15 protein-coding genes and 8 pseudogenes are annotated in these 15,629 nt (G+C 49.3%); 9 read left to right on the plus strand and 14 right to left on the minus strand.

Features of this window, described 5'->3' with window-relative positions; all coding sequences use genetic code 11:
• The first annotated feature begins 101 nt into the window (after window positions 1-101).
• On the plus strand, window positions 102-227 hold the full coding sequence (locus ACD630_RS21960) for a hypothetical protein (protein WP_430360649.1): 126 nt from the start codon (window positions 102-104) through the stop codon (window positions 225-227).
• Here the strand turns inward: ACD630_RS21960 and ACD630_RS21965 are convergent.
• A pseudogene (locus ACD630_RS21965) lies at window positions 224-607 on the minus strand (IS5 family transposase); the annotation flags it as partial. The gene ACD630_RS21960 and the pseudogene ACD630_RS21965 sit on opposite strands and share 4 nt — an antisense overlap.
• Window positions 608-700: 93 nt before the next feature.
• On the opposite strand from ACD630_RS21965, the pseudogene ACD630_RS21970 reads away from it, so the two are divergent.
• Window positions 701-1,021: pseudogene (locus tag ACD630_RS21970) on the plus strand (transposase); the annotation flags it as partial.
• Between the two features lie 216 nt (window positions 1,022-1,237).
• On the opposite strand, the gene ACD630_RS21975 reads toward ACD630_RS21970, so the two are convergent.
• Entirely contained in the window at window positions 1,238-2,278 is a 1,041-nt protein-coding gene (locus tag ACD630_RS21975) for an IS481 family transposase (RefSeq protein WP_430360650.1), read from the minus strand.
• A gap of 320 nt (window positions 2,279-2,598) precedes the next feature.
• Between ACD630_RS21975 and ACD630_RS21980 the strand changes: the two genes are divergently transcribed.
• Entirely contained in the window at window positions 2,599-2,793 is a 195-nt protein-coding gene (locus tag ACD630_RS21980) for a hypothetical protein (protein WP_430361321.1), read from the plus strand.
• Here the strand turns inward: ACD630_RS21980 and ACD630_RS21985 are convergent.
• The 9 genes and pseudogenes from ACD630_RS21985 to ACD630_RS22025 all read right to left on the minus strand — a co-directional run.
• Window positions 2,716-3,012: pseudogene (locus tag ACD630_RS21985) on the minus strand (IS110 family transposase); the annotation flags it as partial. The gene ACD630_RS21980 and the pseudogene ACD630_RS21985 sit on opposite strands and share 78 nt — an antisense overlap.
• A 138-nt stretch (window positions 3,013-3,150) precedes the next feature.
• Window positions 3,151-4,335: an elongation factor Tu gene (tuf, locus tag ACD630_RS21990; RefSeq protein ID WP_430360651.1), complete on the minus strand. Its 1,185-nt coding sequence runs from the start codon at window positions 4,333-4,335 to the stop codon at window positions 3,151-3,153.
• 69 nt (window positions 4,336-4,404) lie between these two features.
• Entirely contained in the window at window positions 4,405-6,519 is a 2,115-nt protein-coding gene (gene fusA, locus ACD630_RS21995; protein ID WP_430360652.1) for an elongation factor G, read from the minus strand.
• A 90-nt stretch (window positions 6,520-6,609) separates the two neighbouring features.
• Window positions 6,610-7,080: a 30S ribosomal protein S7 gene (gene rpsG / locus ACD630_RS22000; protein WP_195315729.1), complete on the minus strand. Its 471-nt coding sequence runs from the start codon at window positions 7,078-7,080 to the stop codon at window positions 6,610-6,612.
• 96 nt (window positions 7,081-7,176) lie between these two features.
• The gene (gene rpsL / locus ACD630_RS22005) at window positions 7,177-7,551 is read right to left on the minus strand and encodes a 30S ribosomal protein S12 (protein ID WP_430360653.1); all 375 of its coding nucleotides are present in this window, start codon (window positions 7,549-7,551) and stop codon (window positions 7,177-7,179) included.
• 132 nt (window positions 7,552-7,683) lie between these two features.
• Window positions 7,684-8,001, minus strand: coding sequence for a sulfurtransferase complex subunit TusB (tusB, locus tag ACD630_RS22010; protein ID WP_430360654.1), 318 nt, complete (start codon window positions 7,999-8,001; stop codon window positions 7,684-7,686).
• 33 nt (window positions 8,002-8,034) lie between these two features.
• Window positions 8,035-8,394 carry a sulfurtransferase complex subunit TusC gene (gene tusC / locus ACD630_RS22015; protein ID WP_430360655.1) on the minus strand — a complete coding sequence of 120 codons (360 nt, stop codon included), beginning with the start codon at window positions 8,392-8,394 and terminating at the stop codon, window positions 8,035-8,037.
• 9 nt (window positions 8,395-8,403) lie between these two features.
• Window positions 8,404-8,793 carry a sulfurtransferase complex subunit TusD gene (gene tusD / locus ACD630_RS22020; protein ID WP_430360656.1) on the minus strand — a complete coding sequence of 130 codons (390 nt, stop codon included), beginning with the start codon at window positions 8,791-8,793 and terminating at the stop codon, window positions 8,404-8,406.
• Window positions 8,793-9,515 carry a helix-turn-helix transcriptional regulator gene (locus ACD630_RS22025; protein ID WP_430361242.1) on the minus strand — a complete coding sequence of 241 codons (723 nt, stop codon included), beginning with the start codon at window positions 9,513-9,515 and terminating at the stop codon, window positions 8,793-8,795. Before ACD630_RS22025 ends, tusD begins: the two co-directional genes overlap by 1 nt.
• Before the next feature lie 199 nt (window positions 9,516-9,714).
• Between ACD630_RS22025 and ACD630_RS22030 the strand changes: the two genes are divergently transcribed.
• The 3 genes from ACD630_RS22030 (at window position 9,715) to queC (ending at window position 11,125) form a co-directional block, all read left to right on the plus strand.
• On the plus strand, window positions 9,715-10,170 hold the full coding sequence (locus ACD630_RS22030) for a phosphoethanolamine transferase domain-containing protein (protein ID WP_430360657.1): 456 nt from the start codon (window positions 9,715-9,717) through the stop codon (window positions 10,168-10,170).
• A complete protein-coding gene (locus tag ACD630_RS22035) occupies window positions 10,161-10,250 on the plus strand; it encodes a hypothetical protein (protein ID WP_430360658.1) in 90 nt (29 codons plus the stop codon). Before ACD630_RS22030 ends, ACD630_RS22035 begins: the two co-directional genes overlap by 10 nt.
• A 176-nt stretch (window positions 10,251-10,426) precedes the next feature.
• A complete protein-coding gene (gene queC / locus ACD630_RS22040) occupies window positions 10,427-11,125 on the plus strand; it encodes a 7-cyano-7-deazaguanine synthase QueC (protein ID WP_430360659.1) in 699 nt (232 codons plus the stop codon).
• A 63-nt stretch (window positions 11,126-11,188) separates the two neighbouring features.
• Here queC and ACD630_RS22045 read toward each other — a convergent pair.
• A pseudogene (locus ACD630_RS22045) lies at window positions 11,189-11,661 on the minus strand (IS5 family transposase); the annotation flags it as partial.
• 122 nt (window positions 11,662-11,783) lie between these two features.
• On the opposite strand from ACD630_RS22045, the pseudogene ACD630_RS22050 reads away from it, so the two are divergent.
• Window positions 11,784-12,402, plus strand: a pseudogene (locus tag ACD630_RS22050) (transposase); the annotation flags it as partial.
• Here ACD630_RS22050 and ACD630_RS22055 read toward each other — a convergent pair.
• Window positions 12,402-13,222 (minus strand): annotated as a pseudogene (locus ACD630_RS22055) (IS630 family transposase). The pseudogenes ACD630_RS22050 and ACD630_RS22055 sit on opposite strands and share 1 nt — an antisense overlap.
• A gap of 54 nt (window positions 13,223-13,276) precedes the next feature.
• On the opposite strand from ACD630_RS22055, the pseudogene ACD630_RS22060 reads away from it, so the two are divergent.
• Window positions 13,277-13,590 (plus strand): annotated as a pseudogene (locus ACD630_RS22060) (ATP-binding cassette domain-containing protein); the annotation flags it as partial.
• A gap of 712 nt (window positions 13,591-14,302) precedes the next feature.
• Window positions 14,303-14,491, plus strand: a pseudogene (locus tag ACD630_RS22065) (transposase); the annotation flags it as partial.
• A 333-nt stretch (window positions 14,492-14,824) separates the two neighbouring features.
• Here ACD630_RS22065 and ACD630_RS22070 read toward each other — a convergent pair.
• On the minus strand, window positions 14,825-15,619 hold the full coding sequence (locus ACD630_RS22070) for a cytochrome C assembly family protein (protein ID WP_430360660.1): 795 nt from the start codon (window positions 15,617-15,619) through the stop codon (window positions 14,825-14,827).
• Window positions 15,620-15,629 lie beyond the last annotated feature (10 nt).

The following is a 15,629-nucleotide window of genomic DNA, read 5'->3' on the forward strand; positions in this document are numbered from 1 at the left end:
AGGGCGACTCCACCACAGGGTGATTTACCTCTGGGGACTAGGCTGTGTCCCTTAATTGCGTAACTGGCGGTAAAACAAGCGGATGCAGCCCAGTTTCACCATTGCTAGATAGTTTCTTGCCATTTTTTCATATAGCCAACCGACTTAAAAATGATTACAGCCAATGCCCTGATATGTGGCAAAAAAATACAGCTAATTGTTATCAAAATAATGTCGCTTGGCTATAACGTGTGGCGATCCGTCGATATTCCTTTAAACGGCCAAAACACCTTTCCACAACGTTGCGACGACGATAAGCATCACGATCAAGTTGAGAGCGTCCATCTGAAGCCCGTTTTTCATTTGATTTTCGGGGAATAACCGTTTTTATCCCTCTTTTTTCAAGTCGTTACGTAGTGCATTCCCAGAGTAGGCTTTGTCAGCCAGTACTGCATGGCCATGACGCTTCATGCTGCCGTTGCACGCCAATTCCGTCCAGGAGTCGTAACGCAAACAGGCTTTCGTGACCCTGCCCAGCACTCAGTACGATGTTTAGCGGGATGCCGCTTCCGTCAGTCGCCATGTGGATTTTGGTGCCATAACCACCTCGTGAGCGACCCAGACTATTATAGCAAAGCGACATTATTTTGATAACAATTAGCTGTATTTTTTTGCCACATATCAGGGCATTGGCTGTAATCATTTTTAAGTCGGTTGGCTATATCCTGCAGCGATGAAGAAGCTGGAGAAAGATCGAGAAGAACTGCTGGCATTCTACGACTTCCCGTCAGAGCACTGGGCGTCAATAAGAACGACAAATCCGATTGAATCGGCTTTTGCGACTGTGAGGCTACGAAGCAGACACGCGAAGAACTGTGGTTCGAGAGAAACAACCCTGTCAATGGTATTTAAGCTGCTCCAGTCTGCTCAGAAAAGCTGGAATTGACTAAGAGGATTTGACCTGCTGACCCTGGTTGTAAGCAACGTCCAATTTAAGGATGGAGAACAGATTCACGAAGCATCAGAGCGGAACGTAGCCTGATCGCCATACACCAGATTTGCTAATATGTATTAGTCGCGACTAGATAGATCTGACACTGGACCTTGAAAGGTTGAGAGTTACCGGTTTTGATATGGGTGTCTAATCCTTAAACAAAACGCGAGGTAACTCTCATGCTTCATACTAACAATCCCATTATCTGTACTAGCTCAGACCTGATCTGACAGTTACCGATTATTTATACAGGTGTCTGTCAGATTACATCTGGTTCAGATTCTTTTCTGCCCAGCTCCGTTTTCCATCGAGTAAAGTGGACATCGGCGTACGCCCGCAGCACATTTTTCCCTGATGAGTTCGCTCATTATTGTAATGCCACAACCAGTTGTCCAGATCTACCTGCAGGCTTTCCTGGTTTCCATATAACTTCTTGCCGAACGTAACCTGATAAAAATCCTGCAAAATGGTTTTATGGAAGCGCTCGCAGATGCCGTTCGTCTGCGGAGACATCGCCTTCGTTTTCGTATGCTCGATATCGTTGATAGCCAGATAAAGCTGATAATCATGCTGCTCCACTTTACCACAGTATTCCGTACCCCTGTCGGTCAGTATTCTCAGCACCGGCAGTCCCTGAGCCTCGTAGAACGGGAGTACGCGATCATTGAGCAGGTCGGCGGCGGTGAGCGGTGTTTTATTCGTATACAGCTTGCAGTGTGCCACTTTCGAGTACGTATCCACGAACGTCTGCTGGTAGATACGGCCCACCCCCTTCAGATTGCCCACGTAGAAGGTGTCCTGCGAGCCCAGATACCCGGGATGTGCCGTCTCGATTTCACCGCAGGCCTCATCATCGTGCGCCTTCTTCTCCAGGGCTGCGATTTGAGCGTCGGTAAGGACAATGCCTTCTCTGGCGACCTTTTCCTCAAGCGCCTTCAGGCGTTTACGGAAGTTCTCCAGGTCGTGTCGTTGCCAGATGGAGCGCACGCCGCTGCCGGAGATAAACACGCCTTTTTTACACAGCTCATTATTGGTCCGGTGCTGCCCATGGGGCGGGAACTCAATAGCATAATCAACAACCGCGCGTTCAGTGGCTTCGTCGGCGCGGTTCTTCAGGCTCGGAACCCGGCGGTTCTGGTTAACCAGCGCATCAATGGCGCCTTCAGCAGCCAGTTCCTGATAACGGTAAAATGTATCGCGTGACACGCCCATGCTCTTGCAGGCTTTTGATACGTTACCGAGTTCTTCGGCGAGATTGAGCAGGCCGGCTTTGTGTTTGATAATGGGATTGTTAGTATGAAGCATGAGAGTTACCTCGCGTTTTGTTTAAGGATTAGACACCCATATCAAAACCGGTAACTCTCAACCTTTCAAGGTCCAGTGTCAGATCTAGTCGCGACTAATACAAATAACTTTATCGGAAATGGCATTACACAGACATACATACAGGATAACTCATTTTCTCAGTCGCGGAACCACACCCTCTTTCGTTGCTACCTTCCGCACGGCAGTCGCAAAAGTGACTACAAAACAGTAAATGAGAGTGTAAATAAGAATTGCTTCTATTTCAATTACGGTTTTGTCAGAGCCTGTTTAAGATTTTGTGTAAATGCCTTTCCTCAGAAGTGACCGTCAAGGCGGTCACCGAACTCGATAATATACCAAAACGACTTAAAAATGATTACAGCCAATGCCCTGATATGTGGAAAAAAATACAGTTAATTGTTATCAAAATAATGTCGCTTTGCTATAACTTCTGCATCAACAAAATCGTTCTTGTTACTCTTAACAAAAGGGCGAACGAACTGTGGGGAAATTAACTTTGCCTCATGGCCTAAATCAGCGACTCGGCGAGCCATGAAGTGTGCACCGCCACAGGACTCCATCACCACGGTCGCCGCCTTGCAGGATGCAAGAAAATGAATCAGCTGAGTGCGGGAAAACTTTTTACGCAGCAGCGCATGACCTTTTTCGTTCTGACAGTGAACGTGGAAGGAATGTTTACCGAGATCGATACCAATAAGCGTAACGTTTTGCATGATGATCCCCTTCAGAAAGAAAAACACCCTGTTAGCGTAACGCTCACAGGGTGGGGGTGACCATCTCATTAAGGACACTGAAGTGTTCCTTTTTCTTACGCTATCGCTAGCGCACGGGTGTTACTCGCGTATTGGCAATTAAGCCATAACTTTAGCAACAACGCCCGCACCAACAGTACGGCCGCCTTCACGGATTGCGAAACGCAAACCGTCGTCCATCGCGATCGGGTGGATCAGGGTAACAACCATTTTGATGTTGTCGCCCGGCATTACCATTTCAACGCCTTCCGGCAGTTCGATGCTGCCCGTTACGTCAGTAGTACGGAAGTAGAACTGAGGACGGTAGCCTTTGAAGAACGGCGTATGACGGCCACCTTCATCTTTGCTCAGGATATACACTTCAGATTCGAACTTGGTGTGCGGCTTGATGGAGCCCGGCTTGGCCAGTACCTGACCACGTTCGATTTCTTCACGTTTGATACCACGCAGCAGAACACCAACGTTCTCACCCGCACGGCCTTCGTCCAGCAGTTTGCGGAACATTTCAACGCCAGTACACGTCGATTTCGCAGTATCTTTGATACCAACAATTTCAACTTCTTCACCCACTTTAACGATACCGCGCTCTACACGACCGGTAACTACAGTACCACGGCCGGAGATGGAGAATACGTCTTCGATAGGCAGCAGAAACGGACGGTCAATCGCACGCTCTGGTTCTGGGATGTAGGAGTCCAGGTAGCCAGCCAGTTCGATGATTTTTGCTTCCCACTCAGCGTCGCCTTCCAGTGCTTTCAGCGCTGAACCACGAACGATCGGGGTATCATCACCCGGGAAGTCGTACTGAGACAGCAGCTCACGGACTTCCATTTCAACCAGTTCCAGTAGCTCTTCGTCATCAACCATGTCACATTTGTTCAGGAACACGATGATGTACGGAACGCCTACCTGACGACCCAGCAGGATGTGCTCACGCGTCTGCGGCATCGGGCCGTCAGTCGCAGCAACTACCAAGATCGCGCCGTCCATCTGGGCAGCACCGGTGATCATGTTTTTCACGTAGTCGGCGTGTCCCGGGCAGTCAACGTGTGCGTAGTGACGGGTCGGGGTGTCGTATTCAACGTGAGAGGTGTTGATGGTGATACCACGTGCTTTTTCTTCCGGCGCGTTATCGATCTGATCGAATGCGCGCGCGCTACCGCCGTAGGTTTTAGCCAGTACGGTGGTGATCGCTGCGGTCAGCGTGGTTTTACCATGGTCAACGTGGCCGATAGTACCGACGTTAACGTGGGGTTTTATACGTTCAAATTTTTCTTTAGACACGGCTATATTCCTTACTCAAATACCCTCCCCTGAGGAGAGGGCATGGGATCAATGTATTAGGCTTAGTAATTATTTACCACGAGCTTCAATAACTGCCTGAGCAACGTTGTTCGGCGCATCATCGTACTTCAGGAACTCCATGGAGTAAGAAGCACGGCCTTTGGTCAGAGAACGCAGTTGAGTTGCGTATCCGAACATTTCAGACAGCGGAACTTCGGCATGAATCACAACGCCAGTGACGTTAGATTCCTGACCACGCAGCATACCACGACGACGGCTAAGGTCACCGATTACGTCACCGGTGTTCTCTTCCGGCGTTTCTACTTCAACCTTCATGATCGGCTCAAGCAGAACAGGTTTTGCTTTTTTGAAGCCATCTTTAAAGGCGATAGATGCAGCCAGTTTAAACGCCAGTTCAGAGGAGTCAACGTCATGGTAAGAACCGAAGTGCAGACGCACGCCGAGATCAACCACCGGGTAACCCGCCAGCGGGCCCGCTTTCAGCTGTTCCTGAATACCTTTATCAACAGCAGGGATGTATTCACCAGGAATTACACCACCTTTGATGTCGTTGACGAACTCGTAGCCTTTCGGATTTGAGCCCGGCTCCAGCGGATACAGGTCAATAACCACGTGACCATACTGACCACGACCACCAGACTGCTTGGCGTGTTTACCTTCGATATCGGTAACTTTCGCGCGAATCGCTTCACGGTAAGCAACCTGAGGTTTACCGACGTTCGCTTCAACGTTGAACTCACGTTTCATACGGTCAACGATGATGTCGAGGTGCAGCTCACCCATACCGGCGATGATGGTCTGGTTGGATTCTTCGTCAGTCCATACGCGGAAGGACGGGTCTTCTTTCGCCAGACGGCCCAGAGCCAGACCCATTTTTTCCTGGTCAGCTTTGGTTTTCGGCTCAACGGCGATAGAGATAACCGGCTCCGGGAACTCCATACGTTCCAAGATGATCGGAGAATCCGGATCGCACAAGGTATCCCCGGTGGTCACGTCTTTCAGACCGATGGCTGCCGCGATGTCACCAGCGCGAACTTCTTTGATCTCTTCACGTTTGTTAGCGTGCATCTGAACGATACGACCGAAACGCTCACGCGTCGCTTTCACGGAGTTCAGCACGGTATCACCGGAGTTAACCACACCGGAGTAGACGCGGAAGAACGTCAGGTTACCGACAAACGGGTCGGTAGCAATTTTGAATGCCAGCGCAGAGAACGGCTCATCATCACTTGCGTGACGTTCAGCAGGCGTGTCTTTACCGTCATCCAGCATACCGTTGATCGCCGGTACGTCGACCGGAGATGGCAGGTAATCAACTACCGCATCCAGCATCGCCTGTACGCCTTTGTTCTTAAAGGCAGAACCACAGGTAACTAGGATGATTTCGTTGTTCAGAACGCGCTGACGCAGAGCTTTTTTGATCTCTTCTTCAGTCAGTTCTTCACCGCCTAGGTATTTCTCCATCAGCCCTTCGGAAGCTTCCGCAGCGGATTCGATCAGGTTCTGGTGCCATTCGTCAGCCAGTTCCAGCATATCAGCAGGGATGTCTTCGTATTCGAAGGTGACGCCTTGGTCGGCTTCGTTCCAGTTGATCGCTTTCATTTTCACCAGGTCAACAACACCGGTGAAACCTTCTTCAGCACCAATCGCCAATTGCAGCGGAACCGGGTTCGCGCCCAAACGGGATTTGACCTGACCAACGACCTTCAGGAAGTTCGCGCCCATACGGTCCATTTTGTTAACGAACGCGATGCGCGGAACTTTGTATTTGTTAGCCTGACGCCATACGGTTTCAGACTGCGGCTGAACACCACCAACAGCACAGTAAACCATGACTGCACCATCAAGAACACGCATGGAACGTTCTACTTCGATAGTGAAGTCAACGTGTCCCGGGGTGTCGATGATGTTTACGCGGTGCGGCTCAAACTGCTTCGCCATACCAGACCAGAACGCAGTAGTCGCAGCGGAGGTAATGGTGATCCCACGCTCTTGCTCCTGCTCCATCCAGTCCATCGTGGCGGCGCCGTCGTGAACTTCACCGATTTTGTGGTTTACACCTGTGTAGAACAGAATACGTTCAGTCGTGGTGGTTTTACCGGCGTCGATGTGTGCACTGATACCGATATTACGGTAGCGTGCAATGGGTGTTGTACGAGCCATTTGTTTCCTCTATATCTTCGGACGTTCAATTCATCAGTTAACACAAACGGGCGGGCTGCAAAGCACGCCCGCCTGGTTAGCCCGCGGGAATTACCAGCGGTAGTGAGCGAACGCCTTGTTGGCTTCGGCCATGCGGTGAACGTCTTCACGTTTCTTAACAGCAGTACCTTTATTGTCTGCTGCATCAGAAAGTTCGTTCGCTAGGCGCAAAGCCATCGATTTATCACCGCGTTTACGAGCAGCTTCAACGATCCAACGCATTGCCAAGGCATTACGACGGACCGGACGGACTTCAACCGGAACCTGGTAAGTTGAACCACCTACACGGCGGGACTTAACTTCGACAGTCGGACGAACGTTGTCCAGAGCGACTTCGAAAGCTTCCAGTTCGTTTTTACCAGAACGCTGTGCCAGGGTTTCCAGCGCGGTATAGACGATTGCTTCTGCGGTAGATTTTTTACCGTCTACCATCAGAATGTTGACAAATTTGGCCAGTAATTCAGATCCGAACTTAGGATCCGGCAGAATTTTACGTTGACCAATGACGCGACGACGTGGCATGGAAATACTCCGTTGTTAATTCAGGATTGTCCAAAACTCTACGAGTTTAGTTTGACATTTAAGTTAAAACGTTTGGCCTTACTTAACGGAGAACCATTAAGCCTTGGGACGCTTAACGCCGTACTTGGAACGGCTCTGCTTACGATCTTTAACACCAGAGCAGTCCAGTGCACCACGTACGGTGTGGTAACGCACACCCGGGAGGTCTTTAACACGACCGCCACGGATCAGGATCACGGAGTGTTCCTGCAAGTTGTGACCTTCACCACCGATGTAGGAGGTCACTTCAAAACCGTTAGTCAAACGCACACGGCATACTTTACGCAGTGCGGAGTTTGGTTTTTTCGGAGTGGTGGTATATACGCGAGTACATACACCACGTTTTTGCGGGCACGCTTCCAGCGCAGGAACATTGCTTTTTGCAACCTTCAGAGCGCGCGGTTTGCGAACCAGCTGGTTAATTGTTGCCATTAAAAACTCCTGGTTTTTTTTCGCTTCGTAAACACGTGATAAATCGCCCCATATATTACAGAGTAAAATATGGGGACCCAGAATTTTAGGGCTGACGGTGAAAGGAGTCAAGAAATAGTCAAAATTTCAGCATCACCACGCCAGTTGCACAGCGTGTTGGGCGGTCAGCCGGACAAATTCAGTATAGTCGACCAGTAGAATACTGGTTGATATTTGTTCTGCCAACCCACGGGCATGCACATCTTCCTGCAACGCGTAGACAGGAATGCCCAATGCCAGCAGGCGAGCCACCACGTTCCCCTGCCCCAACGCGGCAATAACGCCGTCTTGCAGCAGCAGCAGCGCATCCTGTGGCAACACGCAACGCAACATAGCGCCTATATCGGTGTGATAGGGCGAACGGGAAAGCGTGTGCAAGCGCGTTTTCAGAGGTTGGGTCACAGGCTGCATAAGCGTAGCACTCTCAAATAAAACACTCTCAAATTAGAACGTAAGGACAGTGTCATAGTCGGCAAGCGTTGCACGCAGGGCGTCCGGCGCGAGCCGTTCAACATCAATCACCCATGCCGTATCCGCGTTCAGGCCACGCTGATCGGCAGACACCGCGCACAGATAGCAGCGCTCGATATCGTACAGCGGTAGCACGCCAAACGTGGCAATGTAGTTACGCATCAGAATGGTGTCAGGTTGCTGGCCGGGCAACAGTTGCAGCACACCGTCACCGATAAAAAACACACCAATATCATCGCTTAGCGCCGAGGTGGCCAATAGGGCATCCAGCCCTTCTCGCCCCGACGCGTCGCCGTGCGGTGCATGGGGAAACAAAAAAGCGATGCGTTTCATTATCCCTCCTTAAAACTGTACGACGCGATCGCACGTCAACACGGACTGAGCCAGTTCACCTAACCCGCTCAGTGAAAAACCCGATTGCAGATTAGAGGCAGGCAGTTCGAGCAGCCTTGCCTGTTCACAGTCCGTGATACCGCGACGCAGTGCGGCAGCCACGCAAACATTGAGCGCCACTTGGTGCATTGCCCCCAACTGCTGCCACGCACGCGTTAAATCGAACTCGTCATTCGCGGGAGACGTCAGTTGACTGGCGTTCAGCACCCCTTCCCGATAAAAAAACACGCTTTCCAGGCTGTGCCCTTGTGCAATCAAAGCCCGGGCAAACAGCAGCGCGCTACTCGCCTGCTGCGTACCGTATGCCGGGCCTGTCACCAAGAGGCAATAACGCAACATTAGCGGTCGTGCCCGCTGAAATCACCGTTTTTAAACTGGCGAATGTAGAGGTAAACGGTGTGCTTGGAAATATTCAAGCGATCCGCCACCTGATTGATCGCGTCTTTTATATCGAAAATACCCTTTTCATAGAGGTTCAGCACAATTTGCCGGTTCTTGGCATTGTTAGAAACGTTGCGATCCGCGTTCACTTCCTCAATAGAGAACTCGAGCGTCTGCGCAACGAGATCGTCCACGGAGGAGGCAAAGTTCACCGAGGAGGCCACTTCATGGGTTTCCGGAGGAATAAATGTCTGCACAATCTGGGAAAAAGGCACATCAAGGTTCATGTTGATGCACAGCAGGCCGATCACACGTTGCTCGCGGTTACGAATGGCGATAGTGACTGATTTCATCAGCACACCGCTTTTGGCTCGAGTGAAGTACGCTTTGGATACGCTACTGTCTTCTCCCGCCATATCGTGCAGCATACGCAGCGCCAGATCGGTAATCGGTGAGCCGATTTTACGCCCGGTGTGTTCGCCGTTGGCAATGCGCACCGCAGAGCATTTAAGATCTTCTAACGCGTGCAACACGATTTCACAGTGTTCACCGATCAGCATCGCCAGACCGTCTACCACCGCCTCGTAAGATTTCAGGATCTCATGGTCCGTCGGGTTAAACGGCCGTTCCTCCAGCAAATCAAGTGCATTTGATTCGCCAGACACAAGCGAATTTGACATGGCTGACACCATCCTCGACATCATCTATTTAATTGCCTTAAATGTTTAGGCACTCACCATCGACAGGACATTAAGTCTATCAAATGTCCCTTCTCCCGTCCCCGCATTTCACGGTTCTCCCTCCTTTTACACGACATCTGAACGTCATCTTAAGGTTGGCTTAATTTTAATATCTTAACGTCACGCACTATCACTCATTTTGTCTTTATTCATTGAGATAGCCATGAAAATTCGTTTTACCCTTTCTCGCCCCGAGTGGACAAGCATCGGCTACGTGCTGTTTTTCTCCGCTTTTATCACGCTGGTGCAAAACGTTGCTTACTATCGTCAAACGATGCACCTGCTAGATTTCAGCCAGCGCGCCACGCTGCTTTTTTTCCTGAGCATGCCGTTGGTGATTTTCGCCGTACTGAATATCGTCTTTACCCTGTTCGCCATTCCCTATCTGCGTCAATGGGCAATTGCCGCGCTGCTGATCGCGGGCGCTTCAGTGCAATATTTCATGCTGAACTACAGCATTATTATCGATAGCACCATGATACAGAATGTGATGGAAACCAACGTGTCGGAATCTGTCGATCTGTTAACCCCCCGCAACTGGCACTCTGGGTATTGCTGTTCGGGGTCTTGCCTGCCGGCTTCGCCTTGTGGGTAAAAATAAAACCGACAGCATTTACCATGATCAGTATGGGTCAGCGCTTTTTGATTATCGCACTGTCAGTGTTGACAATATAGCCAACCGACATTATTTTGATAACAGCCAGCTATGCTTTTTTGCCGCATATCAGGGTATGTGTTGTAATCATTTTTAAGTCGGTTGGCTATAACGCTGAAAATGACGCGTTTTTGCTATAGCATGTACCTTTTATGTCACACTGGGCATATCGCCCTTGAGCATCAAAGGTAGAGCAATGACAAAACGCGCGGTTGTCGTTTTCAGCGGCGGGCAGGATTCCACCACCTGTCTGATTCAGGCTCTCAGCCTGTATGATGAAGTGCACTGTGTCACACTCGATTACGGTCAACGCCATCGGGCGGAAATCGATATTGCGCGCGCGCTTGCAAACCAATTGGGTGCCAAAGCACACAAAGTGCTGGATGTCTGTTTACTCAATGAATTGGCTGTCAGTAGCCTGACGCGCGACAATATTGCCGTACCCGATTACGACGCCTCTGCGTCGGGTATTCCGAGCACGTTCGTGCCCGGACGCAATATTCTGTTTCTTACGCTGGCAGCCATTTATGCCTATCAAGTCGGCGCTGAAGCGGTGATCACTGGCGTCTGTGAGACCGACTTTTCGGGCTACCCTGACTGCCGCGATGAGTTTGTCAAAGCCCTGAATCACGCTATCGTGCTCGGCATCGCCCGTGATATTCAGTTTATTACACCGCTCATGTGGCTCAACAAGGCGGAAACTTGGGCGTTAGCTGACCATTACCACCATATTGATACGGTACGCAGCCAAACGCTGACCTGCTACAACGGGATTCAGGGCGACGGTTGTGGCCACTGCTCTGCATGTCATTTGCGTGCAAATGGCTTAACGCAGTATCAGCAGGATCGGGTCGGAGTGATGGCATCAATGAAACGTAAAACCGGTTTGCAATAAGGTCAACCGAATAGCGGGGTGAGCAGGCTCGCCTCTCCCCCCGCATTCATTAGGCTGTGTCCCTTAATTGCGTAACCGGCGGTAAAACAAGCGGATGCAGCCCAGTTTCACCATTGCTAGATAGTTTCTTGCCATTTTTTCATAACGTGTGGCGATCCGTCGATATTCCTTTAAACGGCCAAAACACCTTTCCACAACGTTGCGACGGCGATAAGCATCACGATCAAGTTGCGAGCGTCCATCTGAAGCCAGTTTTTCATTTGATTTTCGGGGAATAACCATTTTTATCCCTCTTTTTTCAACTCGTTACGTAGTGCATTCCCAGAGTAGGCTTTGTCAGCCAGTACTGCATGGCCGCGACGCTTCATGCTGCCGTTCTGGCGTTGAACGCCAATTCCGTCCAGGAGTCGTAACGCAAACAGGCTTTCGTGACCCTGCCCAGCACTCAGTACGATGTTTAGCGGGATGCCGCTTCCGTCAGTCGCCATGTGGATTTTGGTGCCATAACCACCTCGTGAGCGACCCAGGCTATTATCGTTGGTATAGCCAAGAGACTTAATTTTGATTACACCATATGGACTGAAAAGAGGCTGTAGACGAGATTGTGTAATTGCCTGATTTTGATATGTTCAATCCAACATCAAAAGCAGGTTACTTTATGGACGAAAAACAGTTACAGGCTCTGGCTAACGAGCTGGCCAAAAATCTCAAAACCCCTGACGCTCTCAACCAGTTTGATCGCCTGCTGAAAAAGATCAGCGTTGAAGCTGCCCTTAATGCTGAAATGACCCATCACCTCGGGCATGAGAAGCCCCAGTCCAAATCTGGAACTAACACGCGCAATGGCTACTCCACAAAGACTGTTATAGCCAAACGACTTAAAAATGATTACAACAGATACCCTGATATGCGGCAAAAAAGCATAGCTAGCTGTTATCAAAATAATGTCGGTTGGCTATACCACCGGCGATGGTCCGCTGGAACTGCGTACACTACGTGATCGTGATGGTTCCTTTGAACCGCAACTGCTGAAGAAGAACCAGACCCTGCTCACCGGGATGGATAACCAGATTTTATCGTTGTATGCCAAAGGGATGACCACCCGCGAAATTGCCGCTGCGTTCAAAGAACTGTATGACGCGGATGTCTCACTCGCCCTGGTATCGAAGGTCACCGATGCCGTTATGGAGCAGGTTGTTGAATGGCAAAATCGCCCCCTAGATGCAGTTTATCCCATTGTTTACCTTGAATGTATAGCAAGGCGACTTAATTTTGATTACACCATATGGACTGAGAACAAAATCTCTGTATCGCAACCACTCTCTCTTTTTTTGCTTTTTGCTTGTGCCCATTTATGCTCAATGGGGTTGAGATCTGGCGAATATGTAGGCAAATACTCCACCATATACCCTGCATCGATGATGACTTGTTGAATATTATTTTTTTGTGAAAAGTTGCATTGTCCATCACGATTACCCTGTTTTTAGGGAGTACTGGGATAAGGACTTGTGTGACCCAGGAATAGAAAACATCACTGTTAATATTGATATCAAATAATCCGATAGCAAACAGCGTTGTGCCTAATAACGCGCCGATAACATTTGTTCTTCCCTTGGCTCCCCAGTTCTTCAGGCCAAAACACCGTTGACCTTTTGGGGAATAGCCATGAGTCCGTGGGGTATCGTGTGGAAAACCACTTTCATCAATAAAAACAATAGGCTTACCTTCTTTTTCATACTGTTGTATTTTTTGTTGAAATGCTTGCCAGGCGCTTTCGTCGGCTTTCGGGTGACGTAGCGTTTTTTTATAGGTCAATCCCAGCTTTTTAAGAGCTTGCCAAATGGCCTTCTGACAAACGCCAAAACGCTCTGCACGTTCTTTTTGGTAAGCATCTGGATATGGTTCAACATCTTTTATCAACTCGGATTTATCGATCTTTCGCTGACGCGTGGTCGATGCTTTTGACGCTATTTGATTAATCCAACGCAATACAGAGGCAGGGCCAATCCGAAATTGCTTCGCTGTTTCTCGGATACTCAACCCTTCTTCTTCCCGTGTAGATATCACTTTACCTCTAAAATCAATTGAATAACTCATTTAAATAATGCAATCAAAATTAAGTCGTTTAGCTATAATCAGAAGGTGACTATCGTGAATACCGAATTAACCCAACACGCCACCGCTGAAGCGGAGCAGGCACCACGTAAAAACTTCGTCGAGCTCAAAGGCGTAACAAAACGCTTTGGCACTAACACCGTGCTGGAAAATCTCGACCTGGCGATCCCTCAACATTGCTCGGCCCGTCCGGTTGTGGCAAGACCACCGTGCTGCGGTTGCTGGCCGGGTTGGAAAAACCCAGTGAAGGCCGCATCTATATCGACGGCGAGGACGTAACCGATCGCTCCATCCAGCAGCGTGATATCTGTATGGTGTTTCAGTCCTATGCGTTGTTCCCCCATATAGCCAAGCGACATTATTTTGATAACAATTAGCTGTATTTTTTGCCACATATCAGGGCATTGGCTGTAATCATTTTTAAGTCTGTTGGCTATAGAGTCACCTTCACGGTCAATGAGATGAACTAACTTCTTCCCGGTATCAAGAGACTCAACGCGGGCGATATCAGCCGTCAAAGCATCCATATGAGTCAGACTCTCAGACAAGCCCTCGGTTAGCGTTGAACGACAACCCGCCCTATCGGTTAGAGTTTGAGACAGGGGCGCTATTGGTAAACCATTTGCAGCATCAATCAGTAGGCTGGTTTGTAGTTCATAACCGACGTCGCCACCATGCGTCATTTTCAAACGTTCTTCTTTCCCATTGTGGGTACGAAACTGTAAATGAGAGCAGTCGTGAACGACGGGAGCGTATGGATGCGGGCTAAGTGCAACCTGCCGGAGAGCCAGCGAAATAATCGGTTCATTGAGCTGACTGAAGCTAATACATTCATTATTAAAAAAACGCCAAACGGCCTGAGTAGTGGCGAATGTTGTTTTCTGCGCGCAGGCAAGGTCTTTAACGGCTGACGCCAATGGTGCTGGGGGAGTCATGTGTTGGTTAACCAGACGCTGATAACGCCGGTTAAGGCGGGCATCAATCCCGCCGATGGATAAGTTGAGATCATGCAGCAACGTAATAGCAGATATTGCAAAAGATGTGTAGATACTTATGCCGACTCTGCTGGGGATAAGCAAACGAGGTGATAAAAATTTACGCAAACTTCTGGTTCAATGTGCCCGCTCATTCATGATGCGACTTGAACATCAGCAGGGTAGGCTTGCTGAATGGGTTCGGGGGCAACTCGATAACAAACATTTAAATATTGTCGCCTGTGCTCTGGCAAACAAACTGGCGCGAATAGCCTAGTCAATCACAACTAATCACAATGAATATCAGGCCTGATGTTATATAGAACTACATCAACACACTGATTATTAAGTAATTAAACAGCAGTTACCAATCTTGTTTTGCGAAGACTGATTATTGATGACATGAACGGCATATCGGCCTGCTGAAAAACCTGACGACAAAAATGGCTCACTGAAGCCGAGGGCCTTTTCAGGTTCACCAAGCGCGGGCATCTCGCCCGCAGAGACGCCGGATAGATTGAAGCAAGCCCACCATTAGTCAAAAATCAGTGTTGCAAAAATGGGGGTGACCATAGATTTTTTGTTTGCATATCGTCACGGATAAAGCGTATTACTGTGCAACAAAGTGCTGGATAACACGGCTGCCGAAGTAGGCCAGCGTCAGTAACAGTGTGCCCACCATGCTGAACCATACTATTCGGCGTCCGCGCCACCCTTCATGGTAATGCCCCCACAGCAGCAGAATATAGTTGAACCAGGCAAACAAGGAGAACAGCTCCTTGTGCAGATTCTCTTTGTTCTCAATGATGTTATCCATGTAAAACAAACCGCTGCACAACGTCATCGTTAGCAGGATGACGCCAATTTGCGTGACATGAAACATCTTGCGCTCAATGCTTAACAGCGGCAGCATTTCAGAAACGATGCTCAGCTTTTTGTTTTTGAGCAGATAATCGATCAGTGCTAATTGCAGCGCATAGAGCGCGGCAATAATCAGGGTGGCATAAGAGAACAACGCCAGCCCGATATGGAACAGCAACCCCGGCGTTTTTTCCAGATGCGTTATAAACTCACCGGGCAAAAAGCTGGCAAAGGCCAGATTAATAAACGCAAACGTGTAAACGATAGGCAACAGAAACCAGCAACGATTGCGCGACGCAACAACAGTCATCACGGTGCATATCACTAGGCTGATGGTAGAGCCGATATTCAACAGGCTAAGATTCTGCCCGGTTTGCACATCAAAAATGCGGTGATAGAGCGTAATGGCGTGGCAGATCAGGGCCACTGCCGCAGAGATCATCGCCAACCGACGGTAGGCACTCTGTTTGCGCAATAGGCCAGGAATAATCAGTCCCAGGCTGATTGAGTAGGCGACTAACGCTGTAATGGCAAAGAGTGGCATAGTGATCAAC

The organism is Symbiopectobacterium sp. RP (assembly GCF_050472005.1).
In the GTDB taxonomy this organism is placed as follows: domain Bacteria; phylum Pseudomonadota; class Gammaproteobacteria; order Enterobacterales; family Enterobacteriaceae; genus Symbiopectobacterium.